Consider the following 23,566-nt stretch of genomic DNA (forward strand, 5'->3'; position numbering starts at 1 on the left):
CATTGGGCGTATGAGGGCCGCCATGCTCACTATCAGAGAGGCTGATTTCACAGTGACCTCTTCCCTCACCGCCGTTTCCGCCGAGGACAAGGCCAAGACCCGCGCCATCGTTCCGGTGTCGATGAAGGGCTATGACGCCGACTTCCAGGCCTTCGCCGACGCCCTGGGCGCCTCCTTCGCCCGCTACGGCTTCGCCGTCATCGCCGACCACGGCCTGGACCAGGGGTTGATCGACGCCGCCGTGTCCGACGCCAAGGCCTTCTTCGCCCTGCCTGAGGACGTGAAACGCCAGTACCATCAGGCGGGCACCGGCGGCGCGCGCGGCCTGACCCCCTTCGGCGTCGAGGCGGCCAAGGGCGCCAAGGCGGTGGACCTGAAGGAGTTCTGGCACACGGGCCGCGAACTGCCGGAGGGTCATCCCTATCGCCAGTACATGCGCGACAACGTCTGGCCGACCGAGGTCGCGGGCTTCCAGGAGCACGTCTACGGCCTGTACGACGGTCTGGACGAACTGGGCCGCCGCGTGCTGAAGGCCATCGCCCGCTATCTGAAACTGGACGACGCCTATTTCGAGGACAAGGTCCAGCTGGGCAACAGCGTGTTGCGCCTGCTGCACTATCCGCCGATCCCGGCCGACGCCGAGGGCGTGCGCGCGGGCGCCCATGAGGACATCAACGTCATCACCCTGCTGCTGGGCGCCGAAGAGGCCGGGCTGCAGTTGAAGGACTCCGATGGCGAGTGGCTGGACATCGCCCCGCCGCCGGGCGCCCTGGTGGTCAACATCGGCGACATGCTGCAGCGGCTGGTCAACCACGTCCTGCCGTCGACGACCCACCGCGTGGTCAATCCGGCGCCCGAGCGTCGCGGCTTCGCCCGCTATTCGACGCCCTTCTTCCTGCACTTCAACCCGGACTTCCCGATCGAGACCCTGCCGTCGACGATCACGGCGGAAAACCCGGACCGCTATGCGGGCAAGACCATCCTGGCCGAGGCCTTCCTGACCGAGCGCCTGAAGGAGATCCGCCTGATCTGACCGGGCGGAGCGACTGAAAAGCACGAAGGGCCGGCGGATCGCTCCGCCGGCCCTTTTTGTCGGCCGCCCTTTTTACCTTGGCGCTTTCGCTATTTGGCGATGCGGAGCTGGCTAATGCTGCGTCCGATCGCGGCGAAAGCATCCTTCAGCGAGGCGCCGCTCTTGGGCAGGTAGACGTGCTCCGGGCTGGTCGCGCACGCCCTCATGACCTCTGCGGCGGTATCGACCGTGCCCGGCGTGCGGTCGTTGGCGTCAGAGATATCGAAGCCGACCGTGTAGATGATGATCCCCTGCTCCCTCATCGCCTCGCACATCCTTACAGATTGGAGGAAAGGGCTGCCGTTGTTGGAATCATGGTTGATCCAGCGCTCGTTCGTGCCGCCGCCCGTACCGGAATCCCGCGCCCGGACCCCGTCGTAATAGACAGCATTGAACTCGCCGTCGGTCATGATGATGGCGACCTTCACCAATCCGCGCGTGCCGTAAGGTTCCGGCCGGCTTTCCTCGGGGAACACCGCCCCGAAGTTTGGCGAGATCAGGTACCAGCCCCAGCCCACGCCGATCTGTCCAGCGGTGCCGCCTTCAGCCTTGTACTTGTTGATGTGGCTCGTGAGCGTGTCACGGTTGCTGGTCAGCGGGGTGAACGTCGTGCTCATGCACCCGCCCTGGCCGACATTGGTCGTTCCGACATAGGAGAAGGCGACCGTGGCTGTCGCAGGCACGACATCGGTAGAAGGCGCGGTATCGGTATAGGCCTCTGGGCCGACGCGCTCGCTGACGCAGGACGACGCCCAGAATATGCGACGGTTGTTCTCGTTGTTCGTGAAGAGGAAGCTCTCGCAACCGTACTCGAGGCACTGCACCGTGCCGGTATTTTTGCTGTAGTTGCCCAACGTCGTCGTCGGGCCGACCACGCCGTTCAGCGCGAAGGTCGTGTCCGTCAGCTTGGTCACGGTCTGGTAGAAGGGAACGGACGATCGCGACGCCGGCTCGACCGAATTCTGGGTGTTGATCTGCGTCATGCCGCCGACGTTCAGAATCCGGACATCCTCGCCCGTGCTCAGGGCGTGCTTGTCTGAGGTCACCACCACTTCACAGGTGGCGGCATGACACCGCCGCGCAATACCGCTGTTGGATGCGTAGTTCTGACGTCCCGTGGTAGAGACCACGCTCCAACGGGAGCCGTCCCAGCGTTCCAGTTTGAAGGTGTTGGAAGTGATCCGCACCACCCGATAGACACGCCCGTTCAGCCATCCCGCCAGATCACTGCCGCTGCCGGAATCGGTCACACCGCTGATCCAGACGAAGTTGCCGGTGTCATAGCCGTGATTATTGGCGGTGAAGACAGCCTCATCCGCCTTGGTCACGCCGCTGATCGTCTTCTGCGACCCGGAAACCATCCAAGACGCGTCTGTAATCGCCGTCGCCCCTCGCGCCTTGCCTCGCGTCACATCAAGATAGTCGCCCGCATTCACCCCCATGGAATAGGGAGCCAGAGCCATGCGGGTTCGGTTGACGCTCTGATCTTCCAAAATCAGAAGTTCGACCAGATCATTCGCCGCCTTCTGAAGGTCGGTCAAACGCGAGCCTTCCATCGATCCCGTGATGTCGAGAACAAGCGAAACCTCGATATCTCTGGTCGGGCGAAGAACTTCCGTACTGGCCGATACGGGCAGGTAGTCGTCCAGAAGCTTGCCGTATGGCGGAAGGACCACGTTGGCGACCAGCACCTTCACATTGACCCGGGCCTGCGCCACCACCCTTTCATCGTCCACGAGATCAAAGCTGGCCGTGTCGCCCGAGGTCTCGCCGAAATAGCCCGGCATATTGGCCTTGAGCGCCGCCATGCCGGCCTTGTTGATGTTGACGTCGTCGGTGAAGTTCGAGCGGGCGGCGGCCAGGGCGGCGGCGTCCAGCGCGTCCTGAAGCTGGGCCTTCACCTTGGAGGCCTGGTGGATGTCGATGGCGCCCAGGGTGATCATCAACAGCACCGGCAGGGCCATGGCGAACATCATCGCCACATTGCCCTGTGTCTGGCGCAGGAAGCGCGAGGCCAGGCTCTTCAGGCCGGCGGCCCCACAGGCGCGTTTCAGTCGGTCCATCGTCTTGCCAAACCCCGGCTGCCTCGGCGCGGACGCACAGGTCCGCAGTCGACCTCAGCATGACGCGGGTCCGTTAAGGCTTGGCCCCCCGTTCACGGTTAACGGCGGGTTGCGAAACGGCCGGCTTCAGCGGCGGTCGACGCAGGCGTCCAGACCCTGTTCGCGCACCGTGCCCATGGCGGCCTGGATGCGGGCGGCGCGACGGCGGACATAGGGACCGGGCGATCCGGCGTTGTAGCGGCGCGGGCTGGGCAGGATGGCGGCCAGGCGGGCGGCCTCGCGCGCCGTCAGCTTGTCCGCGCTCTTGTTGAACCAGTGGCGCGAGGCGGCCTCGGCGCCGTAGACGCCCGGCGCCCATTCGGCGACGTTCAGGTACATCTCCATGATCCGCCGCTTGCCCCAGCCGATCTCGATCAGGCCGGTGTAGCCGACCTCCAGCCCCTTCCTGACCCAGTCGCGGCCGGGCCACAGGAAGACGTTCTTGGCGGTCTGCTGGCTGATGGTCGAGGCGCCGCGCCTCTTGTCCGAGCCGCGCTGCTCGGCGCGCTCATTGGCCTCCATCGCCTTCTGGATCGCCTCAACGTCAAAGCCGTGGTGCTGGCAGAAACGGGCGTCCTCGGCGGCGATCACCGCCTCGACCAGACGCGGCGATATACGGTCCAGCGAACGCCAGCGATAGTCCATGCCGTGCCCGGCCGCCGCCTGCTTGACCATCAGGATGGTCGCCAGCGGCGGCAGGAAACGATGCACCGCCACCCCGGCCAGCGGGAACAGGGCCAGGATCACGAGCAGGGTCAGGATCGGCCGCCGCCTGCGGCCCTTTGCGCGGGTCATACCGTCATCCTGCCTCAGCCAAGCTTCAGCGCAAGCGCGATCAGAGCGAGGCCACGCCCGCATGGCCGTCCTCGTCGGCCCAGGCGATGCGGGCGGCGCCGGAACTCATGGCCAAGGCGGTGATGGGGGCGCCCTTGTCCTGCTTGACGAACTGAAGCCCGCGCCCGGCCGGGTCGGCCCACCAGACGCGCCCGTCTTCCAGCCCCGCCGCCAGACGGCCGTGGGCGGGGGCGGCGGCGACCTGGGCGATCAGGGTCGTCTCGTCATAGCCGATCTCGGTCGCCTCGCGGCCCATCGGCCCGTTGGAGCCGACGAAGGGCCACAACACCACGCCCTGCGCGCCCGAGGTCGCCAGAAGCTGCCCCTTGGCCATGAAGGCGAAGCTCTTGATCTTGGACGGATAGCCGCCCATCCGCATGTTCTTCTGATCCTTCAGACGCCAGCCGTGCAGCTGGTTGTCCTGCATGGCCGTGACGACATAGGCGCCGTCGGGCGCGAAGCCCACGGCCAGGTGCGACCCGGCCCAGGCCAGCTTCGTCGGCTGCTGCTGCTCGATGCGGGCGTACCACAGCCAGGCGCCGCCATAGGTCGAGGCGGCGATGCGGCGGCCCTTGGGATCGAAGGCCACGCCCGAGACGGTGCGCTCGTGCTGGAAGTCGCGGCGGAAGTGCGGATCCTTGACGTCCAGCACGCTCAGCGTCCGGCCCGAGGAAAAGGCGATCAGGCCGGACTCGGCCGAGGCGGCGACGGCGTCGATCCACTGTCCCTTGGTCTGGGCCAGCAGGACGGCCTCGCCCTCGCGGCTCCAGACCAGTTTGCCGTCGTCGCCGCCGGTGACGATCCCCTCGCCCGAGGGGTGGACGCAGGCGCACAGGACGGCGCCGTCATGGACCTCGCTGCGGGCGCCGCTCTCGAAGCGCACCGAGCCGTCGCCCAGGGCGAAGATCGCGCCCGTCTTGTCGAACAGGGCGGCGGTGACCTGGGCGTCGAAGGAGAAGGTCGTCATATCGGCTCGCACACGCAAGGAAAGTCGGATGCGCCTCATAGAGCGAAATCGGCTCACATGCGAACGCATGTGAGCTCAGATCTTCGCTCAAACCTGTCATGGCTGCCCCGTCGCGTCTGTCGCGTGGCGGGTCTATGAGGAGGGCCATGACCCTGCTGCTCATTCCCGGCTTCATGGCCGATGCGACCCTGTGGGACGCCATGACCGACGATCTGGCCCCGTTCGGGCCGCTGATCGCCACCGACCTCAGCCGGGGCGAGGATATCGAGAGCATGGCGGCGGCGATCCTGAGCGATGCGCCGGATCGGTTCGTCGCCGTGGGCTTTTCCATGGGCGGCTATGTGGCGCGGGAACTGGCGCGGATCGCGCCGGAGCGGGTCGAGGCCCTGATCCTGATCGCCACCTCGGCGCGCGGGGATACCGAAGAGCTGATCCGCCAGCGGCGCTCGTCGTTGAAGGCGCCGCCGAAGGCCTTCAAGGGATTGAGCCGTCCAGCCATCGTCTCGTCCCTGCACCCCGATCTGGCGGACGACGAGGCGATGATCGCGCGGGTGCGGGACATGGGGCTAAGGCTGGGCGGCGAGGTGTTTCATCGCCAGTCGGCGATGGCGCGGGCGGGCGATCTGGACCGGTTGGGAGAGATCGCTCAGCCGACGCTGATCGTGGCGGCGGACACGGATCGGCTGCGCAGCGCTGAGGAGGCGGAGGAACTGCGGCGGGGAATTACAGGCTCGACGCTGGAGACGGTGGCGCACACCGGCCACATGATCCCGCTGGAACAGCCGAAGGCGCTGGCGCGGGTGATGACGGGGTGGCTCGCGTCCCTCTCCTGATGGGAGAGGGCGTTACTTGTGCGTTTCGACCCAGCGCTGGGTCATCAGTTCGCCGGACGCATAGGCCTCCTGAAGCTCGACGCTCCAGTAGTTGAGAGCCTCCAGCGGGATCGGGACGCCGGAGACGGCGCAGCGGACGTGGTCGCCGTGCTGCACGATCTCGAACTCGGGCGTGCCGTAGATCAGCTTGGCTTCGGCGCGCGGGCGGGGTGGCGGGTTCATGCCGCGCAGGCCTCGAACCCGGCCTTCAGGGCGGCCTCGTCCAGATCGCGGCCGATGAAGACGGCGCGGCTCCAGCGGCGTTCGGCCTCGCCCCAAGGCTTCTGAAGGTCGCCCTCCAGGATCATGTGAACCGCCTGGAAGACCAGGCGGCGGTCCTCGCCGGCCACGTCGATGATGCCCTTGGCGCGCAGGATGTTCTGCCCCTGCTCGCCCAGCAGCTTGTCCAGCCAGGCGGTGAATTTGGCGCCGTTCAGCGGGCGGTCCAGCGTCAGGGAGACGCCCTTGATGTCGTCATTGTGGGCATGGCCGCGCGGGCCGTGATCGTGGTGGTCATGGTCATGATGCTCATGGCCGCAGTGCTCGTCATGAACGTGATCATGCCCGTGATCGTGGCCGCAGTGTTCGTCGTGGACGTGGCCCTCGGCGCCGTGGGGCGGGTTCACGAAGTCCGGCTTGACCTCAAGGATGCGGTCCAGATCGAAGGCGTGCAGGCCCAGCACCTGATCCAGCGGCACGTTCGAACGCTCGGCGCGGACGATGGGGGCCAGCGGGTTCAGCGCGCGCAGGCGGGCCTCGACGTCGGCCAGTGCGGCCTCGTCCACCAGGTCGATCTTGTTCAAGATGATGCGGTCGGCGAAGGCCACCTGCTCGCGCGCCTCCTTGGAATCGTCCAGACGCGCCATGACGTGCTTGGCATCGACCAGGGCGGTGACGCTGTCCAGCTGGGTCTTGGCCTTGACCTCGTCGTCGACGAAGAAGGTCTGGGCCACCGGGCCGGGGTCGGCCAGGCCGGTCGTCTCGACGATGATGGCGTCAAAGGCGGGCTTGCCGGGGCGCTGGCGCTTCATCAGGCCGTTGACCACGCGGATCAGGTCGCCGCGCACCGTGCAGCAGACGCAGCCGTTGTTCATCTCGAACACGTCCTCGTCGGCGCCGACCACCAGATCGTTGTCGATGCCGATCTCGCCGAACTCATTGACGATGACGGCGTAGCGCTTGCCGTGATCCTCGGTGAGGATGCGGTTCAGCAGGGTGGTCTTGCCGGCGCCGAGGTAGCCGGTGAGGACGGTCACGGGAGTCTTCTGGGTCATGGCTCGCTAGATGGCGGCTGAGGGCCGCCTTGGGAAGAGGCGAAACCGCTCAGCAGGTCGGACAATCCGGCAGGACGCCCGTTTCCAGCTGCAGCGTCGTGTGGCTGATGTCGAAGCGGCCGCGCGCCAGGCCCTGCGCCTCGGCCAGAAGGGCGTCGCCGTCGGGACGTTCATGGACGATGTGGGCGGTCAGGGCCGCGTCCGTGGTCGACAGGCCCCAGACGTGCAGGTCGTGCACCGCCGTCACCCCCGGCAGGGCCAGGAAGGCGGCGCGGATCTCGCTCACGTCCAGCCCGTTCGGCGCGGCGTCCAGAGCCAGGTTCACAGAATCCTTCAGCAGGCCCCAGGTGCCGATCATGATGACGGCGACAATGATCAGGCTGACGATCCCGTCGATCAGCGACCAGCCGGTGAACAGGATGACCACGCCGGCGATGACCACGCCCAACGACACGGCGGCGTCGGCCATCATGTGCAGATAGGCCCCGCGCACGTTCAGATCCTTGTGCTGGTCCTTCATGAACAGCAGGGCCGTGCCCAGATTGATGAAGAAGCCGATCCCGGCCACGACGATGATGACGCCCGAAGCCACCGGCGCGGGTTCGGCCAGGCGACGCACCGCCTCGAAGGCGATGGCCCCACAGGCGAAGATCAGCAGCAGGGCGTTGCCCAGGGCCGCCAGCACCGTCGCCTTGCCGTAGCCGTAGGTGCGCTTCGGTCCCGCCGCGCGGCGCGCCAGCCAGGCCGCCCCGCCCGCCATGGCCAGACCCAGCACATCGGACAGATTGTGGCCCGCATCGGCCATCAGGGCGGTGGAGTCGGCGATAAAGCCGGCCGTGAACTCGGCGACGACAAAGGCCAGGTTGATGATCAAGCCGACGGCGTAGCGCCAATCGCCCGTATCCGTCGGGCCATGATGGTGGTGCCCGCCGAAGCCGTGCGAATGGCCATGGCCGTGCGAATGACCGTGGTCATGGTCGTGGGAGTGATCGTGATGATCGTGGCCGTCATGGCCGTGTGCGTGATCGTGCGCCATGTCCGCTCAGCTAGGTCTTCCCGCGCGGGAAGGTCAAGCCCCGCAGAACATAAGTCTTTGAATGTAAATGTATAACCTATCGAAACTCAGTGCTGATGCGTCAGCACCAGGAAGCCGATCAGGATCAGCGCTCCGCCCAGGATGGCGCCTTCATAACGCGCCCACCGCTCCAGCCGCAGGATAGAGTAGCCCGCCGTCGCCAGGGCGGCCAGCAGGGTCATGCCCAGGACCGTTCCCGCCGCGAAGGTCAGGGTCAACAGGGCCAGGGCCCCCACGCCCTCGGTCGCCGAGGACAGATAGATGGGCAGCAGCACCTCGCCCGGCGTCACCGCCATCATCAACACCAGGCCCCAGAAGGCCGCCTTGTCCGAAACCGCGGGCTCGGCCAGTTCAGCCGCCGGTCCGCCCGCCGTGGCGGGACGCTTCAGCGAGGCCTTGGCCAGGTAGAAGGCGCCGAACAGGAACAGCAGCGCCGCCGACAGGTGCGGCAGCAGCCCCTCGACCCAGCGGTTCAGCGCCAGCCCCGCCGCCACGATCAGCGAGCCGACGAGAGCCGTCGACACGATGTGCGCCAGCCCGGCCGTGACCACGGCGGTCATCACCCGCGCCACGCTCCAGCGCTGGGCGCGGCCGACCAGGACGAAAGGCAGCCAATGAGTCGGCAGCGCCGCATGCAGAAAGGCCGCGACGAAACCGCCGCCCAGAAGCGACAGCAGAACCGGCTCGGCGAGATCGGGAGAGGACATGGCCGCTCCCTTAGAATGTTACCTTATAACAATCGAGAAGAATCGGCGAAGAATCTTCACGCGCGACGCCACGCCGCGTCGCCGCACCCTTGGCTCGCATACGCGCGCGAACAACCTGTGTCGCCCATTGCGTCACCCGTGCAATCGGGCCACAGAGTCCGCCAGGAACAGGTTCCGTGCGGGTTTTCGCCCCGGACGCCGCCCTTTCACGTTGACTCTTCCGTGACCATCCGTATATGTCGCCGCTCTTCGCCCGCAGGGTCTCCTGGCGGGCGCATCCATTTTTGCGTTCACGCTGAGGCTTCCAAATGTACGCGGTGATCAAGACCGGCGGAAAGCAGTACCGGGTTCAACCGGGCGATGTGATTGTTGTCGAGAAGATCGACGGCGACGCTGGCGCTGCCGTCAATTTCGGTGAAGTCCTCATGCTGGGCGGCGACAAGGGTGTTACGGTCGGCGCTCCGCTGATCGACGGCGCCGCTGTCGCAGCCACGCTGATCGAGACCCGCAAGGGCGAGAAGATCAAGATCTTCAAGAAGATCCGTCGTCAGGGCTATCGCCGCACGAACGGCCATCGTCAGATGGAATCGGTCCTGCGCATCACCGGCATCGAAGGCGCCGGCGAGAAGGCCAAGTGGGACGGCACGGTCGACCTGATGACCAAGGCCGAGATCAACGCTCGCGCCCGTGGTCTGGCCCCGCGCGTCGAAGCCGTCGAAGCTGAAGCTCCGAAGGCCAAGAAGGCTCCGGCCAAGAAGGCCGCCAAGGCTGACGCCGCCGAAGGCGCCGAAGCCTAAGATTTTCACCGGCGCTGGGATCAGCGCCTAGCAGGACAGATGGAGCGCTCAAGCAGCCCGAACGGGCGGTAGCGCACCAAGGAAGAGGAGCAGCAAGATGGCTCACAAGAAATCTGGCGGTTCGTCGCGCAACGGTCGCGACTCAGAGTCGAAGCGCCTTGGCGTGAAGAAGTTCGGCGGCGAGCGCGTGCTGGCCGGCAACATCCTCGTGCGTCAGCGCGGCACCAAGTTCCACCCGGGCACCAACGTCGGCCTGGGCCGTGACCACACCCTGTTCGCCACTGTGACCGGCTCGGTGCAGTTCACCACCAAACGTGGCGGCCGTTGTTACGTGTCGATTCTCCCGGCCAACGACGACGCCCAGGCGATGGCCGCCGAGTAACGCGAAGCCAGGACAGTATTTCCCCGGATCGCGTTGCTCTCGACAGCAGCCGATCCGGACCAAGGGAAAATTTTCCGCGGGGAGTCTGGATCACCAGGCTCCCCGTTTGCGTTTCCCCGCCTCGAATGCCGCCCGAGCCCTCCAAGGAGGCGGCGCCGAAGACATCGAGGCCGAACCATGTGCGTGATCGAAACCTCTCCCGTCGTCGAGACGCGGCGCCTGTTGCTGCGCGCCCCCGGCGCCCAGGACGTGACGCGGATCGCGGCCCTGGCCAATGACCACGACATCGCCCGCATGACCCAGCGGATGCCCCACCCCTTCCGCGTCGACGACGCCGAGGACTTCGTCCTGCAGGTGGCGTCCCAGGACCCGAAGCGGGCCAACACCTTCCTGATCGAGCACGAGGACCACGGTCCCGTGGGCGTCATCGGCATGTTCCAGAACACCGACGCCGTGCCCGAAGCCGGCTATTGGGTCGGGCGGGAGTTCTGGGGCCGGGGCTACGCCACCGAGGCGCTGGAAGGCGCCCTGGTCTGGGCCTCGACGCGCTGGAAGCGCCGCGCCCTGATGGCCGGCCACTTCGCCGATAACCCGGCCTCGGGCCGCGTGCTGGAGAAGGCAGGCTTCCTGTACACCGGCGAGACCCGTCCGGCCTTCAGCCGCGCGCGGGGCGAGAGCGCCGATACGCGGATGATGGTCTGGCTGGCCTGATAGGGCGCGGAAATCGCGGGGCTTTCAGTCAACGGTGCAGTTTTTTCACGAAAGCGGAAAAAGGCTGTTGACCGCCCCGAGGGTCCCCCCTATTAGTCCGCGCCTCGGCGGGGCGACCCACCGGGCCCAGGTGGCGGAATTGGTAGACGCGCTGGCTTCAGGTGCCAGTGGCTTAACGGCCGTGGAGGTTCGAGTCCTCTCCTGGGCACCATTTCTCAGACGGCGCTGTATCCGATCGGATGCGGCGCCGTTTGTCATTTCGGCCCTCCCCTTTCCTTTTACGACGGCCGTGACAGCAAAGGTCGAGCTTGCGTCCTAGCGATAGCGCGCGGTTCGTCTATGTTACGGACTGAACGACTGACGAGTTTCTGCATGACGGTTTATTTCCACGAAGGCGACCTGCCCGACGGCCTCGACCTGGGCCCTGAGGTGGCGATCGATTCCGAGACGATGGGCCTGCGCTTCCGCCGCGATCCGCTGTGCGTGGTGCAGCTGTCGTCCGGCGACGGAAACGCCCACGTCGTGCGCCTGAACCGTCCGGCCTACGACTGCCCCAACCTGAAGCGGGTGCTGACCGATCCCAAGGTGCTGAAGATCTTCCACTTCGGCCGCTTCGACATCGGCATGTTCGAACTGCACCTGGGGGTCGAGACGCGGCCCGTCTACTGCACCAAGATCGCCTCCAAGCTGGCGCGCACCTACACCGACCGTCACGGCCTGAAGGACGTGGCCCGCGAACTGGCCGGGATCGACATGTCCAAGGCGCAGCAGAGCTCGGACTGGGGCGCGGCGGAACTGAGCCCGGCGCAGATGGATTACGCCGCCTCGGACGTGCTGTATCTGCACGCCATCAAGAACCGGCTGAACGACATGCTGGTCCGCGAGGGCCGCATGGAGCTGGCCCAGGCCTGCTTCGACTTCCTGCCCATGCGTTCGCGCCTCGACCTGGCCGGTTGGGACGAGATCGACATCTTCGCCCACGCCTGAGGAGAACCATGGCCGACCGCGACGCCCAGGACGCGCAAAAACGCGCCGACGAGCTCCGGGTCGCCCAGGCCGGGGCGCGCTGGCGCGCGCGCGCGCAGCGGGTGCGGCTGTATCGGCGCGTCCTGCCCATCGTCATCCTGATGCTGGCGGGGGGCGCCCTGACCTGGACCGTGTTCCGCACCGTCATGTCGGGCGTGGAGCGCAAGGCCAGCGAAAGCCGCGAGATCCGCCTGGACAACCCCATGTTCCACGGACAGGATTCCCAGGGTCGCTCCTTCGTCATCGGCGCCCAGGGCGCGGTGCGCGATCCGGCGACCGGCCATTTCCGCCTGGTGGCCCCCCTGCTGCGGCTGAACCTGGGCGCGCGCAAGACGACCGAGTTGACGGCCGACGGCGGCACCTATCTGGAAACCCAGCGCAAGGTCGTCATCGGCCCGAACGTGAAGATCACCGACGGCGGCACGGGCTGGACTCTGGTCACGCCCGAAGCCGTGGTCGACACCGAAACCGGCGTGGTGACCGGCGACAAGGGCGTGCAGGGTCGCGGCCCCCTTGGAAGCATCGATGCTTCGTCTTATGCGATTTATGATCAAGGCCAGCGGGTCGTTTTCAACGGCCAGGGCGAAAACAAGGTAAGCGGGACGATCAATCCCGCCGGAGCCGACCGATGAACATGTCCAAGTCCAAGCTGACGATCGCGGGCGCCGTCCTGATGACCGCCCTGGCCCTTCCCGCCGTTTCGGGCGCCCAGAACACGTCCGCCAACCGCGCCGACGCCAGCCGACAGCCGGTCCAGTACGGTGCCGACTCCGGCGAATACACGCCCGGCGGCTTCTCGCTGCGCGGGCGGGCCGAGGTGACCCAGGGCTCCAACCGCCTGCGCGCCAGCGCCATCCGCGGCTTCACCGCCAATGGCGACCTGACCCGCATCGAAGCGACCGGCGAGGTCTACTTCGTCACCCCCGACCAGAGTATGAAGGGCGACCGCGCCGTCTACACGCTGAACGACGGCAATGTGGTGGTGACGGGCGACGTCATCCTGACCCAGGGCAAGAGCGTGCTGACCGGCAACCGCCTCGTCTACAACGTCCGCACCGAGACGGCGCGCATCGAGGGCGGCGGCGGCAACGGCCGCGTCCAGGGCGTCTTCTATCCGCAAGGGAACTGACCCCGCGTGGCGCGCAAGGAACTCTCAGCCCTGAACCGAGACGCGTCCGCCGTCGAGACGGCGACGCCGACGGCCGAAGAGGCGCGCCCCACGGGTCTGCGCGTCGAACACATCGCCCGCAGCTTCGGCCAGCGGCAGGTGGTGCGCGACGTCTCCCTGAACGTCCAGCGCGGCGAGGTCTGCGGCCTTCTGGGCCCCAACGGGGCGGGCAAGACGACCTGCTTCTACATGATCACCGGCCTGATCCCCGCCGACAGCGGCTCGATCTGGCTGGACAATGAGGACATCACCCAGCAGCCCATGTACCAGCGCGCGCGCATGGGCCTGGGTTATCTGGCGCAGGAAGCCTCGATCTTCCGCGGCATGACGGTCGAGCAGAACGTCAAGGCCGTGGTCGAACTGCGCGAGAAGACCGCCGCCGGCGTGCGTGACGAGACCACCCGCCTGCTGGAAGAGCTGCGCATCGACCACCTGCGCCACGCCCCGGCCACCGGCCTGTCGGGCGGCGAGCGGCGCCGCGTCGAGATCGCCCGCGCCCTGGCCGCGCGCCCCAGCTTCATGCTGCTGGACGAGCCGTTCGCGGGCATCGACCCCCTGGCCATCGCCGACATCCGCCAGGTGATCCGCTATCTGTCCAGCCAGGGCATCGGCGTGCTGATCACCGACCACAATGTGCGCGAGACGCTGGACATCATCGACCGCGTCTCGATCATCTCGTCCGGTTCGCTGCTGTTCGAGGGCACGGCCGACGAGGCCGTCGCCGACGCCGAGGTGCGCCGCGTCTACCTGGGCGAAATGTACTCCTGACGCCCGCAAGGCTTTGCGCGCAGGCCTGTTCGCCTCGCGTTAACGGCTTCCGATCCATGATCCCAGCAAGAAGCGGGCCAACAGCGCCTGCGTGCGGGGTTGAAACGACGTGATCGGTCAGAGGCTGGAGGTCAGGCAGGGGCAGGGGCTGGTCATCACGCCCCAGCTGCAGCAGGCGATCAAGCTGCTGCAACTGTCGAACCTTGAGCTGGAGGCCTTCGTCGAGGGCGAGCTGGAGCGCAATCCCCTGCTGCAACGGGATGAGGGCGAACCCGCCCCCGAGAACGCGCCCGAGGCCGCCAATGACGCCGCCCCGTCTGAAGGCGACGGCGAGATGCGCTTTGACGAAGGCTCGGACGTTCACGCCCGGAGCCTGGACGCCGGCGCCGACGATCTTTACGGCGACGCCGCTCCCGGCGAGCGCGTCAGCGACCGCCAGGACGATCAGGCGACCGACCAGCCCGGCCTGACCGACTGGTCCCGCGCCGGCTCCGGCGGCGGCCTGGCCGACGGCGAGGAGCGCGAGCGCCCCGACCAGCGCGATGAGACGCTGTGGGAGCATCTGCAGGCCCAGGCCTCGGCCGCCGGGTTCGGCCCCGCCGATCACGCCATCGCCCTGACCCTGATCGACGCCACGGACGAGGGCGGCTATCTGCGCGCCGACCTGGGCGAGATCGCCGAGCGGCTAGGCGTGGACGAGGCGCGCATCGAGGCCGTGCTGGCCGTCTGCCACGGCTTCGAGCCGACCGGCGTCATGGCCCGCTCCATCCCCGAATGCCTGAAGCTGCAGCTGATCGAGCGCAACCGCTTCGATCCGGCCATGGACGCCCTGCTGGACCATCTGGAGCTGCTGGCGCGACGCGACCTGGCCGGGCTGCGTCGCGTCTGCGGCGTCGACGCCGAGGATCTGGTCGAGATGATCGCCGAGCTGAAGGCCCTGACGCCGCGCCCCGGCGCCGGCTTCGGCGGCGAACCGGCCCAGACGGTCGTGCCCGACGTCCATGTGCGCCCCGACCCGGCCGGCGGCTGGCGGATCGAGCTGAACACCGACACCCTGCCCCGCCTGCTGGTCGACAAACGCTATCACGCCGTGGTGGCGGCCGGCGCCCGATCGGACACGGAAAAGACCTTCGTCGCCGACTGCGCGGCCCAGGCCAGCTGGCTGGTCAAGTCGCTGGACCAGCGCGCCCGCACCATCATGAAGGTGGCGTCCGAGATCGTGCGCCAGCAGGACGCCTTCCTGGCCTTCGGCGTCGAGTTCCTGCGGCCCCTGACGCTCAAGACGGTGGCCGAGGCCATCGAGATGCACGAATCGACGGTCAGCCGCGTGACCTCGAACAAATACGTCTCCACCCCGCGCGGGGTGTTCGAGCTGAAGTTCTTCTTCACCGCCGCCATCCAGTCCAGTGACGGCGGCGCGGCCCACTCGGCCGAGGCCGTGCGCCAGAGAATCAAGACGATGATCGACGGCGAATCCGGCGGCGGCGACGTGCTGAGCGACGACCGCATCGTGGAGATCCTGAACGAGGCCGGCATCGACATCGCGCGACGCACTGTGGCGAAATATCGCGAGGCGCTGCGCATTCCCTCGTCGATCCAGCGCCGCCGCCTGATGAAGGCCGGCTGACCCCTTCTCAAGCGTCACCACAAATCGGTGATCGGCATTGACACCAAAGCCAGTCAGTCGCGTTCTAGGGACATGAAGATCCAAGTCAGCGGCAAGCAAGTGGATGTCGGCGAAGCGCTAAGCTCGCGCATCTCCCAGGAACTCGAAGAGGGCATCGGCAAGTATTTCGCCCGCGGCGCCCAGGACGCCGAGGTCGTGGTGTCCAAGGATCGACACGGCTTCCGGGTCGATTGCTGGGTGCGCCTGGCCTCGGGCCAGTCGCTGGTGACGACCGGCTTCGGCGGCGACGCCCAGGCGGCCTTCGCCGACAGCCTGGCCAAGCTCGAGAAGCGCGTGCGTCGCTACAAGCGCCGCCTCAAGGACCACCACATCGGGCCCAAGGGCCTGTCGCCCGAGAAGACCGAGAACGCGGCGCGCGAAGTCGCCGCCCTGACCATCTTTCGCGATCCCGACACTGTCGAGGACGAGGAGTTCGGCGAGGCGGGTCTGCCGGGCGAGCCGCCCCCCGTGGGCATGGTCATCGCCGAGACCGAGGCCGAGATTCGCACCCTGACCGTGGGGCGCGCGGTGGCCGAACTGGACATGACCGGCTATCCGCTGGTGATGTTCCGCAACGCCGCCCACGGCGGCCTGGCCGTGGTGTATCGCCGGCCCGACGGCAACGTCGGCTGGATCGATCCGCAACGCACGACCAAGGGCGCCGCGGTTCAAGCCGTCGGCTGAGGCTTCCTCAGGAGGGGCGAAGGCGCTAAAGAGCACCCGCCCTTCCGCCAATGTCGGGTTCGATTTTCGGGGTAGAGATGGACATCGCTGATTTGCTGTCGTCGGACGGGATCGTCCTGCGGGGCGGGGCGTCATCCAAACGTCAGGCGCTGCACGCCGTGGCCGAGGCCTTCGGCGCCGCCTTCGACCTGGACGCCGACAAGGCGTTCGAGGCCCTGCAGGAACGCGAGGCCCTGGGCTCGACGGGTCTGGGGTCGGGCGTCGCCGTGCCGCACGCGCGCATCAAGGGTCTGGACCGCGTCTGCGCCGTCTTTGTGCGCCTGGACACGCCGGTGGCCTATGAATCGCTGGACGATCGTCCGGTGGACCTGCTGTTCGCCCTGTTCGCGCCCCTGGACGCCGGGGCCGAACATCTGCGCGCGCTGGCGGCGGTGTCGCGCGCTCTGCGCTCGCCGGAACTGCGCGAGCAGCTACGCCAGGCGCGGACCGTGGACGCCATCCGCGCCCTGTTCGTCAAGGATGTGTCGAAGACCGCCGCCTGAGCGGTCTTCCTCACGTCTTCATCCGTTTTTCAAGAACGGCGCAGATGCGCCTAATGGACCGACATCGGCTCCAGGTCATGCGCCACGGCGGCCGCGAAGGCGGTTTCCCGGTCCAGCATGACGGCCAGGCGCTCGCCGTCCGCGCCATGCACGGCGTAGAGAATCTGATCGGGATCGATTTCGATATCGGCGGCCGTCTCGACCCTGGCGTCCCCCAGGACGTCGGAGGCGCGGATCGCGCGGACATAGACCAGATCCGGGGCGCCGAAATCGGCGAAGTCCTTCGTATTCATGTTGGGCGTCATAAGACCGCCTCCTTACGCTTGACTAAACGCCTGGGAAGCCAGGCGGTTCGACGGCCTTCAGCCCGTCGTGATGGGTATGCGTCGCACGGTACGTTCCTGTTCCGGGCGGATCAGCTCGACGTGCAACAGACCGTGCTCCAGGCGGGCGCCCGCGATCTCCAGCCCGTCGGCCAGGACGAAGTTGCGGACGAAGCCGCGCGCCGCGATGCCTCGGTGCAGGAAAGCCTGAGGATCGCGCCCGGCGTCCTCGCGCTTGCCGGTGATGGTCAGTTGGCGCCCTTCGACCATGACCGACAGCTCTTCGGGGGTGAAGCCCGCCACCGCCAGGGTGATGCGCACGGCCGCCTCGCCGAGTTGCTCGACGTTATAAGGCGGATAGGACTCGGCCGCCGCCTTGGTCGCCCGATCGATCAGGGCGCGCGTGTGGTCGAAGCCCAACAGAAAGGGGCTGTCGAACAGCAGGGTGCGTGCAGTCATGGGGCCCTCGCAATGAAGCGACCTCGACCGTCCGGCGCCCCCCGTGATCGGCGAAGCGCCCGGCCGCGGTTACAGATGGGGGGGCTGGCTCCGGAGGTCAACGGCAGGCGGCCCCGCTGCGCGTTCATGGTCCATACACATTGAAACCTTAACTATAGGGCAAGCGTTCACGCGACCAGACGTCGCTATCGAAAGGATTCTTCATGCGCGCCAAGCTTGCCGTCGCCGGCCTGAGCATCGCCGCCCTTCTGGGCGCCGCCGCCTGCACCACGACCGACCCCTACAGCTCCACGCCGCGCCGCAACAACACCGGCACCGGCGCCGTCGCCGGCGCCCTGGGCGGCGCGCTGCTGGGCTATCTGACCAACACCTCCAGCGGCGAGCAAGGCCGCAAGAACGCCCTGATCGGCGCGGGCATCGGCGCCCTGGCCGGCGCCGGGGTCGGCCAGTACATGGACGGCCAGCAACGCGCCCTGGAAGCCGAACTGTCGGGCACCGGCGTCGGCGTGGCGCGTCAGGGCGACAACCTGGTCCTGCGGATGCCGTCGGACGTGACCTTCGCCACCAACCAGTCGGACCTGGACCCACGCTTCCTGCCGGTGCTGGACGACGTGGCCCGTGTGATCAGCCAGTACGACCGCTCCATGGTCGACGTGATCGGCCACACCGACTCCTCGGGCGGCGACGCCATCAACCAGCCGCTGTCGGAGCGCCGCGCCGCCTCGGTCGCCTCGCACCTGATCAACCGCGGCGTGATGCGTGAGCGCATCTATGTCGCCGGCATGAGCGCCCGCGCGCCGATCGGCTCCAACGCCACCCCGGAAGGCAAGGCGCAGAACCGCCGCGTCGAAATCCTGATCCGCCCCTTCACGGGCTGATCGGCGAAGCCAGAACGTGAAGAAGGGGCGGCCCGTTCGGCGCCGCCCCTTTTTTCATGCCCGACGGTTCACGCCCGACGGTTCAGGCCGGAAACAGCACAGCTTTACGCCCTGCCCTCTTGCCTTGAGAGGCGGACTGTCGGCCTGCTGTTCCGGCAGGAGATTCGGATGGAAGACGACGGCCTGGGCCGGGCGATGAAACTGGTTGGGATCGCGGCGGCGTCAGCCGTCGTGGTCGCCGCCATGGTCATCACCGTTGGCCGCCTGCTGCTGCTCTAGTCAGGCCGCGTCCAGCGGGCGGCCGATGGAGAAGTAGCGGAAGCCCCGCGCCCGCATGTCTTCCGGACGATAGACGTTGCGCAGATCGATCATGACCGGCTGCTTCAGCAGCAGCTTGATCCGGTCCAGGTCCAGGGCGCGGAACTGGTTCCACTCGGTCATGATGACGGCGGCGTCGGCGCCCGCCAGGGCGTCGTAGGGGCCCTCCTTGAACACCACGCCATCCAGCAGCTTGGCCGCCTCTTCCATGCCTTCAGGATCAAAGGCCTGAACAATGGCGCCGCGCTCGATCAGCGCCGGGGCCACGTCCAGCGAGGGCGCGTCGCGCATGTCGTCCGTGTTCGGCTTGAAGGTCAGGCCCAGCAAGGCGACCGTCTTGCCCTTCAGATCGCCGCCCAAGGCCTCGGCGACGCGGTCGGCCATAGCCTTCTTGCGCGCGTCATTGATGGCGACCGTGGTCTCGATCAGCTTCAGGGGCGATCCGGCGTCGGTCGCCGTGCGGACCAGGGCCAGGGTGTCCTTGGGGAAGCACGATCCGCCGTAGCCTGGTCCCGCGTGCAGGAATTTCGAGCCGATGCGGTTGTCCAGGCCGATGCCGCGCGCGACCTGCTGCACGTCGGCGCCGACCGCCTCGCACAGGTCGGCGACCTCGTTGATGAAGGTGATCTTCATGGCCAGGAAGGCGTTGGCCGCATATTTGATCAGTTCGGACGTGCGCCGTCCGGTGAACATGATCGGCGTCTCATTGAGATTGAGCGGGCGATAGAGCTCGGACATGACGGCGCGGGCGCGCTCGTCGGTCGTGCCGACCACCACGCGGTCAGGGCGTTTGAAGTCGCCGATGGCGGCGCCTTCGCGCAGGAACTCAGGGTTGGAGACGACCGCGAACTCGGCGTCGGGACGGCGCTCGCGGATGATGCGCTCGATCTCGTCGCCGGTGCCCACGGGGACGGTGGACTTGGTCACCACGACGGTGAAGCCCTGCATCAGGTCGGCGATCTCCTCAGCCGCCGCATAGACATAGGACAGATCCGCATGACCGTCGCCGCGTCGCGAAGGCGTGCCCACGGCGATGAAGACGGCGTCCGCCGTGCGGATCGCCTCGGCGCCGTCGACGGCGAAGGCCAGGCGTCCGTCGCGAACGTTGTTGGCGACCAGATCATCCAGACCCGGCTCATAGATGGGCATGATGTTCTGGTGCAGGCGCTCAATTTTCGAGGCGTCCTTGTCGACGCAGGTCACCGTGTGGCCGAAATCGGCGAAACAGGCGCCTGACACCAGGCCGACATAGCCCGTTCCGATCATGGCGACGCGCATGGACTGCTCCTCTTCTCAACCGTTCCTGCCGCAATAGCCCCGGTCGCGGCGGATCACCAGCGACGCCCGGCCGCAGGTCTAAGAAAAAGCCAAAGAAAAAGGACGGCCGACCCGTGAGATCGACCGTCCTTCATGTCTTGCAACCTCAAGGTATCGGGGGCCGATCATGACCGGCCCCCTTAAGCCTTAGAAGTTGATGTCGACGGTGGCGCGGCGGTTCAGCGGCTCACGCACGCCGTCGCCGGTGGCCTTGGCCGGCTGGGTCTCGCCCTTGCCGTCCAGGGAGATCACGCCGCCGTTGACGCCTTGAGCGACCAGGGCGTCAGCCACGGTGCGCGCACGGCGGTTCGACAGGCCTTGGTTGTAGGCCGCAGCGCCCTGGGTGTCGGTGTGGCCGACGACCAGCACGCGGGTCGGAGCGCCCGACTTGGCGTAGTTGGCGGCTTGCGTCACCACCGAGCGGGCTTCCGCCGTCAGGTCCGAACGGTCGAAGTCGAAGTAGACCACGAACTGACGCGCAGCCGGCTTGGCCGGAGGCGGCGGAGGCGGCGGCGGGGGCGGGGGGGGAGGCGGCGGCGGGGGCGGCGGCGGGGGAGGCGGCGGCGGGGGAGCAGCCGGCTCGGCGCCGAACGCATAGCGCAGGCCCAGCGTCACGGTGTGCGACTGGTCGTAGTCGCCCGACAGGGTGCCGGCCGGAATAGCGCCCGTGCCCGACGTCGTGGCGTCGAATTCCATGTCGCCCGTCAGGTAACGGTACGTCAGGTCAATGTTGGCGCGGTCGCCAACAGCCCAAGCCAGACCAGCGATCGCCTGAGCGGCGAACTTGGTCGAGCTGTCGTCAGCCGAGAAGCCGACGCCGCGGTTGCCGCGCACGAAGCCGGTGGTGTCGACGTTGACGCGGTTCACACCGACGCCCAGGCCGACGAACGGACGGATGGTCCAGTCCGGCGAACCGAAGTCGTACAGAACGTTGGCCATCAGGGTCGTCGACTCGATGTCGCCTGCCGGCGAGTGGCACGGGCCGGTGGCCGGAGTCACATTGCACAGGCCGCTCACGTTCCCAGGAGCGCGCACCTTGCCGATGTCGCCCGAGCGATAGCCGCCCTCGAGTTCAACACGCCAGTTCGGGTTGAAACGGTAGCCGAGGCGAGCGAACGCCGCCCAGCCGTCGTTGACTTCCCAGTTCCAGTGCTGGCCGGTCGCCGACGCTTCCGTATTGATATCGTCGATGATGTGGTAGCCGGCGTCGATCGCGCCGTACCAACCATCGGGCTCAGCCGATGCAGCGCCAGCCGACAGGGCCAGGGCGGCCGCCGCGCTCGACGCCAGGATCAAACTCTTGACACGCATATGATGCGGCCCTCCGAGGTCTGTTTCAAGTGGACGACGCAGAACATCGCCTACCCTCTCCTTATCAGCGCTGCCTTATAGGGTCGAGCAGGAAACTAAGCTGTTGCAATTCATTGCAACACCACCGTGGCCCCGAAGATACACGAGGCAAGACTCTGTTAAGAACTCAGCGAAGAGCGGCCACCACTTCAAATTCAGAATTAATTAGTCTCGATTCAGACAAGCACTTACAAGCATTCACAAGATGATAGAGGCTCGAAGCACTAGAAAATCTACCAACAAAAACACCATTTTCTAGCCGATCATCATGCCAAAAACCTTCATTCGTTAGAAACGCATGAACTGATCGCAAAGTCGCCGCCGCTTCATTCGCAAAGAAGTTCCGAGACCGCAAATCAACCGCCTCCGACAACACCGTTGCAGCTCTCAACCACGCAATTTGCGCGCTGAAGCGCGCGCTCCGGGGGCGACATTCAAGGTCGCCATGAGTTCCATCGAGAATAAAAAGCCCCAAGGCGTCCTTTTGAGATGCAGCCGTAGAGTAAAGACGGCGAATCATATGCAGCATCTTCGTGCCGCCGATCAAACGTTCCGAGCGAACCAGAAGACAGGCCGCTTCGAGCATCACACTAGGTGCAGCCCCGAGCATCTCTTCTTCTTCAAACGATGCGCACACAGAAATGGTCAGAAGCCGCACGACCTCCCTCCACGCAGGCTCGTCCGTCGCTTCCGCCCAATCGAGGCAGGCCGTCAACCAAACTAAGCGCTGCGTGACCCTGGCAGGAAAAGATACCGTCTCCGGCATCAAATCGTCTCGAAGCGCCGCTGCATAACCCTGCAGATTCGCCGTGTCCAAGCCGATCTTCGCCGCAGCCGCCCAGGCAGACAAGGCGATCGCCCCGCAGCTAGTCGTTTCCTGATCGGCCCTCTCCGCCCAAAACGCGGCGCGTAACGCGGCCTCATCCAAACACTCTAGAGCGTCCATGGCGACAGTGCGCCACGGTCCCTCCCAGCCCAAACCGCCCGCCAGGAGGAAGGCCCCCGCTTGTCGAGCCTGGACCTGCATGCTCGCAGGCGCCGCAACGCGCCGCCCCTCAAGGCTAATCAGTTCACAGAAAACTCCACCTTCAGTGCGCCCCACTGTCGCCCAGACCGGCAACGCGCGAAGGCGCAGCCAGTCGCACAAGCGCACAAACCCACTACGCAAATCCTCATCCGGCGGATGATGAAAGTCCATATGCTGCGGCGAAGAGAGTCGAACACGCTCTACGATCTTCTTCACTTCCTGAGTCCGGCTCAAATCGCAGACGAGCACCGCGTCCCGCTCAGCGACGATGGCCAGGTTTCTGACTCCCAACGCCGCCACGATCATGCCGTCAGGCGCTCGCGCCATACAGCCTTCAGCGTCCTCAAAGATATGGCCGCCAATCTCATCGTCGCACCTAGTCGCGATCGCCCCCCAAGTCCCCAAGTCGGACCATTTGAAGTCGATGGCCAGAACCGAGGCGAGCTCCGTTCGTTCCATAACCGCATAGTCGATGGAGATTCTCGGAGCCTCCACAAACGCCGCCCCAAGCAGCATCTCCGCGCCCTCAAGCACCGGCTGCAGCGCCGCCCGTGCCGCCGCTTCGACTCCCGGAACGAACCGCCTCAACTCTGCGGCAAGCACGTCGGCGCGCGCGATGAAATTGCCGCTATTCCAGAGAAACCCCTGGCCAATGTAGCGTTCGGCCAGTTCGCGGCTGGGCTTTTCGATGAAGGCCTCGACAGGAGACAGCCCAGCGGCGCGGGGCTTGATGTAGCCGTAAGCTTCGGAGGGCTCGGTCGGCCGCACGCCGAGGGTGACGATCCGCCCGGTCTGAGCGGCCTTCGCCGCCTTGAGCACAGCCTCGCGGAAAGCCGCATGATCCGGCACGTGGTGATCCGAGGCCAAGAACACGTTCACCCCCGTCGCCTCCTGCGCCAGGGTCCAATGCGCCGCCGCCGCCATCGCGGCCGCCGAGTCCCGACTTTCAGGCTCCAGCAACACGGCCGCATCGACGCCGATCTCCAGAAGTTGTTCGAGAATAACTCGGCGATGGAGCGCCCCGCCGATGACCACGATCCGCCCGCTCTCGGCCACCAGAGGCGCCACCCGCGTAACGGCCTCCTGGAAGGGTGATCGACTACCTGCCAGGGGAATAAATTGCTTTGGCCGCGAAAGTCGTGACGCCGGCCAGAGGCGCGTCCCAGAACCACCACACATGATTACTGGAAAAAGACGCATCGGCCTTGAGTATCGCAGTTATTCCAAGAAATACACCCACAGAACAC

General features: G+C 66.6%; 25 protein-coding genes and 1 tRNA gene. 14 read left to right on the forward strand and 12 right to left on the reverse strand.

Annotated features, from left to right (window positions below; translation table 11 throughout):
• The first annotated feature begins 10 nt into the window (after nucleotides 1-10).
• Nucleotides 11-1,033, forward strand: coding sequence for an isopenicillin N synthase family dioxygenase (locus AC3IPP_RS14200; RefSeq protein ID WP_489149440.1), 1,023 nt, complete (start codon nucleotides 11-13; stop codon nucleotides 1,031-1,033).
• Between the two features lie 89 nt (nucleotides 1,034-1,122).
• Here the strand turns inward: AC3IPP_RS14200 and AC3IPP_RS14205 are convergent, their stop codons facing one another.
• The 3 genes from AC3IPP_RS14205 to AC3IPP_RS14215 form a co-directional block, all read right to left on the reverse strand.
• Nucleotides 1,123-3,036: a vWA domain-containing protein gene (locus AC3IPP_RS14205; protein ID WP_489177416.1), complete on the reverse strand. Its 1,914-nt coding sequence runs from the start codon at nucleotides 3,034-3,036 to the stop codon at nucleotides 1,123-1,125.
• A gap of 225 nt (nucleotides 3,037-3,261) precedes the next feature.
• Nucleotides 3,262-3,969: a monofunctional biosynthetic peptidoglycan transglycosylase gene (gene mtgA / locus AC3IPP_RS14210; protein WP_087140374.1), complete on the reverse strand. Its 708-nt coding sequence runs from the start codon at nucleotides 3,967-3,969 to the stop codon at nucleotides 3,262-3,264.
• 40 nt (nucleotides 3,970-4,009) lie between these two features.
• A complete protein-coding gene (locus AC3IPP_RS14215) occupies nucleotides 4,010-4,975 on the reverse strand; it encodes a WD40 repeat domain-containing protein (RefSeq protein ID WP_087140375.1) in 966 nt (321 codons plus the stop codon).
• Nucleotides 4,976-5,121: 146 nt separating this feature from the next.
• On the opposite strand from AC3IPP_RS14215, the gene AC3IPP_RS14220 reads away from it, so the two are divergent.
• Nucleotides 5,122-5,808 carry an alpha/beta fold hydrolase gene (locus tag AC3IPP_RS14220; protein WP_489149442.1) on the forward strand — a complete coding sequence of 229 codons (687 nt, stop codon included), beginning with the start codon at nucleotides 5,122-5,124 and terminating at the stop codon, nucleotides 5,806-5,808.
• A gap of 12 nt (nucleotides 5,809-5,820) precedes the next feature.
• Here AC3IPP_RS14220 and AC3IPP_RS14225 read toward each other — a convergent pair whose 3' ends face one another.
• From AC3IPP_RS14225 to AC3IPP_RS14240, 4 genes are all read right to left on the reverse strand, one after another.
• Complete coding sequence (locus tag AC3IPP_RS14225) at nucleotides 5,821-6,030, reverse strand: DUF2093 domain-containing protein (protein WP_087140377.1); 210 nt, start codon at nucleotides 6,028-6,030, stop codon at nucleotides 5,821-5,823.
• Entirely contained in the window at nucleotides 6,027-7,121 is a 1,095-nt protein-coding gene (locus tag AC3IPP_RS14230) for a CobW family GTP-binding protein (protein ID WP_489149443.1), read from the reverse strand. The genes AC3IPP_RS14225 and AC3IPP_RS14230 overlap by 4 nt, the downstream gene beginning before the upstream one ends.
• A 49-nt stretch (nucleotides 7,122-7,170) precedes the next feature.
• Nucleotides 7,171-8,157 carry a cation diffusion facilitator family transporter gene (locus tag AC3IPP_RS14235; protein WP_489149444.1) on the reverse strand — a complete coding sequence of 329 codons (987 nt, stop codon included), beginning with the start codon at nucleotides 8,155-8,157 and terminating at the stop codon, nucleotides 7,171-7,173.
• A gap of 86 nt (nucleotides 8,158-8,243) precedes the next feature.
• Nucleotides 8,244-8,903 (reverse strand): hypothetical protein, encoded by a 660-nt coding sequence (locus AC3IPP_RS14240; protein WP_087140380.1) that lies wholly within the window; start codon nucleotides 8,901-8,903, stop codon nucleotides 8,244-8,246.
• 308 nt (nucleotides 8,904-9,211) lie between these two features.
• Between AC3IPP_RS14240 and rplU the strand changes: the two genes are divergently transcribed.
• From rplU to AC3IPP_RS14295, 11 genes are all read left to right on the forward strand, one after another.
• A complete protein-coding gene (gene rplU, locus AC3IPP_RS14245; protein ID WP_087140381.1) occupies nucleotides 9,212-9,700 on the forward strand; it encodes a 50S ribosomal protein L21 in 489 nt (162 codons plus the stop codon).
• Between the two features lie 97 nt (nucleotides 9,701-9,797).
• Nucleotides 9,798-10,082, forward strand: a complete 285-nt coding sequence (gene rpmA, locus AC3IPP_RS14250; RefSeq protein WP_087140382.1) for a 50S ribosomal protein L27 — start codon at nucleotides 9,798-9,800, stop codon at nucleotides 10,080-10,082.
• A 177-nt stretch (nucleotides 10,083-10,259) separates the two neighbouring features.
• Nucleotides 10,260-10,793 (forward strand): GNAT family N-acetyltransferase, encoded by a 534-nt coding sequence (locus tag AC3IPP_RS14255; protein WP_489149445.1) that lies wholly within the window; start codon nucleotides 10,260-10,262, stop codon nucleotides 10,791-10,793.
• A gap of 124 nt (nucleotides 10,794-10,917) precedes the next feature.
• Nucleotides 10,918-11,004, forward strand: a tRNA-Leu gene (locus AC3IPP_RS14260).
• 161 nt (nucleotides 11,005-11,165) lie between these two features.
• Entirely contained in the window at nucleotides 11,166-11,780 is a 615-nt protein-coding gene (locus AC3IPP_RS14265) for a ribonuclease D (protein WP_489149446.1), read from the forward strand.
• An 8-nt stretch (nucleotides 11,781-11,788) separates the two neighbouring features.
• Nucleotides 11,789-12,451 carry an LPS export ABC transporter periplasmic protein LptC gene (gene lptC / locus AC3IPP_RS14270; RefSeq protein ID WP_489149447.1) on the forward strand — a complete coding sequence of 221 codons (663 nt, stop codon included), beginning with the start codon at nucleotides 11,789-11,791 and terminating at the stop codon, nucleotides 12,449-12,451.
• Complete coding sequence (locus AC3IPP_RS14275; protein WP_489149448.1) at nucleotides 12,448-12,948, forward strand: LptA/OstA family protein; 501 nt, start codon at nucleotides 12,448-12,450, stop codon at nucleotides 12,946-12,948. The genes lptC and AC3IPP_RS14275 overlap by 4 nt, the downstream gene beginning before the upstream one ends.
• Nucleotides 12,949-12,954: 6 nt before the next feature.
• Nucleotides 12,955-13,755 carry an LPS export ABC transporter ATP-binding protein gene (lptB, locus tag AC3IPP_RS14280; protein WP_489149449.1) on the forward strand — a complete coding sequence of 267 codons (801 nt, stop codon included), beginning with the start codon at nucleotides 12,955-12,957 and terminating at the stop codon, nucleotides 13,753-13,755.
• 109 nt (nucleotides 13,756-13,864) lie between these two features.
• A complete protein-coding gene (gene rpoN / locus AC3IPP_RS14285) occupies nucleotides 13,865-15,382 on the forward strand; it encodes an RNA polymerase factor sigma-54 (RefSeq protein ID WP_489149450.1) in 1,518 nt (505 codons plus the stop codon).
• Between the two features lie 72 nt (nucleotides 15,383-15,454).
• Nucleotides 15,455-16,105: a ribosome hibernation-promoting factor, HPF/YfiA family gene (gene hpf, locus AC3IPP_RS14290; RefSeq protein ID WP_087140389.1), complete on the forward strand. Its 651-nt coding sequence runs from the start codon at nucleotides 15,455-15,457 to the stop codon at nucleotides 16,103-16,105.
• Nucleotides 16,106-16,182: 77 nt separating this feature from the next.
• A complete protein-coding gene (locus AC3IPP_RS14295) occupies nucleotides 16,183-16,647 on the forward strand; it encodes a PTS sugar transporter subunit IIA (RefSeq protein ID WP_003163938.1) in 465 nt (154 codons plus the stop codon).
• Between the two features lie 50 nt (nucleotides 16,648-16,697).
• On the opposite strand, the gene AC3IPP_RS14300 is transcribed toward AC3IPP_RS14295, so the two are convergent.
• The gene (locus AC3IPP_RS14300) at nucleotides 16,698-16,952 is read right to left on the reverse strand and encodes a DUF1150 family protein (RefSeq protein WP_489149451.1); all 255 of its coding nucleotides are present in this window, start codon (nucleotides 16,950-16,952) and stop codon (nucleotides 16,698-16,700) included.
• A 57-nt stretch (nucleotides 16,953-17,009) separates the two neighbouring features.
• Nucleotides 17,010-17,429, reverse strand: a complete 420-nt coding sequence (locus AC3IPP_RS14305) for an Hsp20 family protein (RefSeq protein WP_489149452.1) — start codon at nucleotides 17,427-17,429, stop codon at nucleotides 17,010-17,012.
• Nucleotides 17,430-17,632: 203 nt separating this feature from the next.
• Between AC3IPP_RS14305 and AC3IPP_RS14310 the strand changes: the two genes are divergently transcribed.
• Nucleotides 17,633-18,307 (forward strand): YiaD family glycine zipper/OmpA-like lipoprotein, encoded by a 675-nt coding sequence (locus AC3IPP_RS14310; protein WP_087140392.1) that lies wholly within the window; start codon nucleotides 17,633-17,635, stop codon nucleotides 18,305-18,307.
• A gap of 279 nt (nucleotides 18,308-18,586) precedes the next feature.
• On the opposite strand, the gene AC3IPP_RS14315 is transcribed toward AC3IPP_RS14310, so the two are convergent.
• From AC3IPP_RS14315 to AC3IPP_RS14325, 3 genes are all read right to left on the reverse strand, one after another.
• Nucleotides 18,587-19,903, reverse strand: coding sequence for a UDP-glucose dehydrogenase family protein (locus tag AC3IPP_RS14315; protein ID WP_489149453.1), 1,317 nt, complete (start codon nucleotides 19,901-19,903; stop codon nucleotides 18,587-18,589).
• A gap of 186 nt (nucleotides 19,904-20,089) precedes the next feature.
• Complete coding sequence (locus AC3IPP_RS14320; protein WP_489149454.1) at nucleotides 20,090-21,253, reverse strand: OmpA family protein; 1,164 nt, start codon at nucleotides 21,251-21,253, stop codon at nucleotides 20,090-20,092.
• 166 nt (nucleotides 21,254-21,419) lie between these two features.
• Complete coding sequence (locus AC3IPP_RS14325) at nucleotides 21,420-23,519, reverse strand: sugar phosphate nucleotidyltransferase (RefSeq protein WP_489149455.1); 2,100 nt, start codon at nucleotides 23,517-23,519, stop codon at nucleotides 21,420-21,422.
• Between the last annotated feature and the right edge of the window lie 47 nt (nucleotides 23,520-23,566).

The organism is Brevundimonas sp. KH_060 (assembly GCF_057838275.1).

Bases quoted from the DNA above. Each gene is read 5' to 3' on its own strand.
- AC3IPP_RS14200 (WP_489149440.1), top strand. From the start codon at position 11: ATGAGGGCCGCCATGCTCACTATCAGAGAGGCTGATTTCACAGTGACC.
- AC3IPP_RS14205 (WP_489177416.1), bottom strand. From the start codon at position 3,036: ATGGCCCTGCCGGTGCTGTTGATGATCACCCTGGGCGCCATCGACATC.
- mtgA (WP_087140374.1), bottom strand. From the start codon at position 3,969: ATGACCCGCGCAAAGGGCCGCAGGCGGCGGCCGATCCTGACCCTGCTC.
- AC3IPP_RS14215 (WP_087140375.1), bottom strand. From the start codon at position 4,975: ATGACGACCTTCTCCTTCGACGCCCAGGTCACCGCCGCCCTGTTCGAC.
- AC3IPP_RS14220 (WP_489149442.1), top strand. From the start codon at position 5,122: ATGACCCTGCTGCTCATTCCCGGCTTCATGGCCGATGCGACCCTGTGG.
- AC3IPP_RS14225 (WP_087140377.1), bottom strand. From the start codon at position 6,030: ATGAACCCGCCACCCCGCCCGCGCGCCGAAGCCAAGCTGATCTACGGC.
- AC3IPP_RS14230 (WP_489149443.1), bottom strand. From the start codon at position 7,121: ATGACCCAGAAGACTCCCGTGACCGTCCTCACCGGCTACCTCGGCGCC.
- AC3IPP_RS14235 (WP_489149444.1), bottom strand. From the start codon at position 8,157: ATGGCGCACGATCACGCACACGGCCATGACGGCCACGATCATCACGAT.
- AC3IPP_RS14240 (WP_087140380.1), bottom strand. From the start codon at position 8,903: ATGTCCTCTCCCGATCTCGCCGAGCCGGTTCTGCTGTCGCTTCTGGGC.
- rplU (WP_087140381.1), top strand. From the start codon at position 9,212: ATGTACGCGGTGATCAAGACCGGCGGAAAGCAGTACCGGGTTCAACCG.
- rpmA (WP_087140382.1), top strand. From the start codon at position 9,798: ATGGCTCACAAGAAATCTGGCGGTTCGTCGCGCAACGGTCGCGACTCA.
- AC3IPP_RS14255 (WP_489149445.1), top strand. From the start codon at position 10,260: ATGTGCGTGATCGAAACCTCTCCCGTCGTCGAGACGCGGCGCCTGTTG.
- AC3IPP_RS14265 (WP_489149446.1), top strand. From the start codon at position 11,166: ATGACGGTTTATTTCCACGAAGGCGACCTGCCCGACGGCCTCGACCTG.
- lptC (WP_489149447.1), top strand. From the start codon at position 11,789: ATGGCCGACCGCGACGCCCAGGACGCGCAAAAACGCGCCGACGAGCTC.
- AC3IPP_RS14275 (WP_489149448.1), top strand. From the start codon at position 12,448: ATGAACATGTCCAAGTCCAAGCTGACGATCGCGGGCGCCGTCCTGATG.
- hpf (WP_087140389.1), top strand. From the start codon at position 15,455: ATGAAGATCCAAGTCAGCGGCAAGCAAGTGGATGTCGGCGAAGCGCTA.
- AC3IPP_RS14295 (WP_003163938.1), top strand. From the start codon at position 16,183: ATGGACATCGCTGATTTGCTGTCGTCGGACGGGATCGTCCTGCGGGGC.
- AC3IPP_RS14300 (WP_489149451.1), bottom strand. From the start codon at position 16,952: ATGACGCCCAACATGAATACGAAGGACTTCGCCGATTTCGGCGCCCCG.
- AC3IPP_RS14305 (WP_489149452.1), bottom strand. From the start codon at position 17,429: ATGACTGCACGCACCCTGCTGTTCGACAGCCCCTTTCTGTTGGGCTTC.
- AC3IPP_RS14310 (WP_087140392.1), top strand. From the start codon at position 17,633: ATGCGCGCCAAGCTTGCCGTCGCCGGCCTGAGCATCGCCGCCCTTCTG.
- AC3IPP_RS14315 (WP_489149453.1), bottom strand. From the start codon at position 19,903: ATGCGCGTCGCCATGATCGGAACGGGCTATGTCGGCCTGGTGTCAGGC.
- AC3IPP_RS14320 (WP_489149454.1), bottom strand. From the start codon at position 21,253: ATGCGTGTCAAGAGTTTGATCCTGGCGTCGAGCGCGGCGGCCGCCCTG.
- AC3IPP_RS14325 (WP_489149455.1), bottom strand. From the start codon at position 23,519: ATGCGTCTTTTTCCAGTAATCATGTGTGGTGGTTCTGGGACGCGCCTC.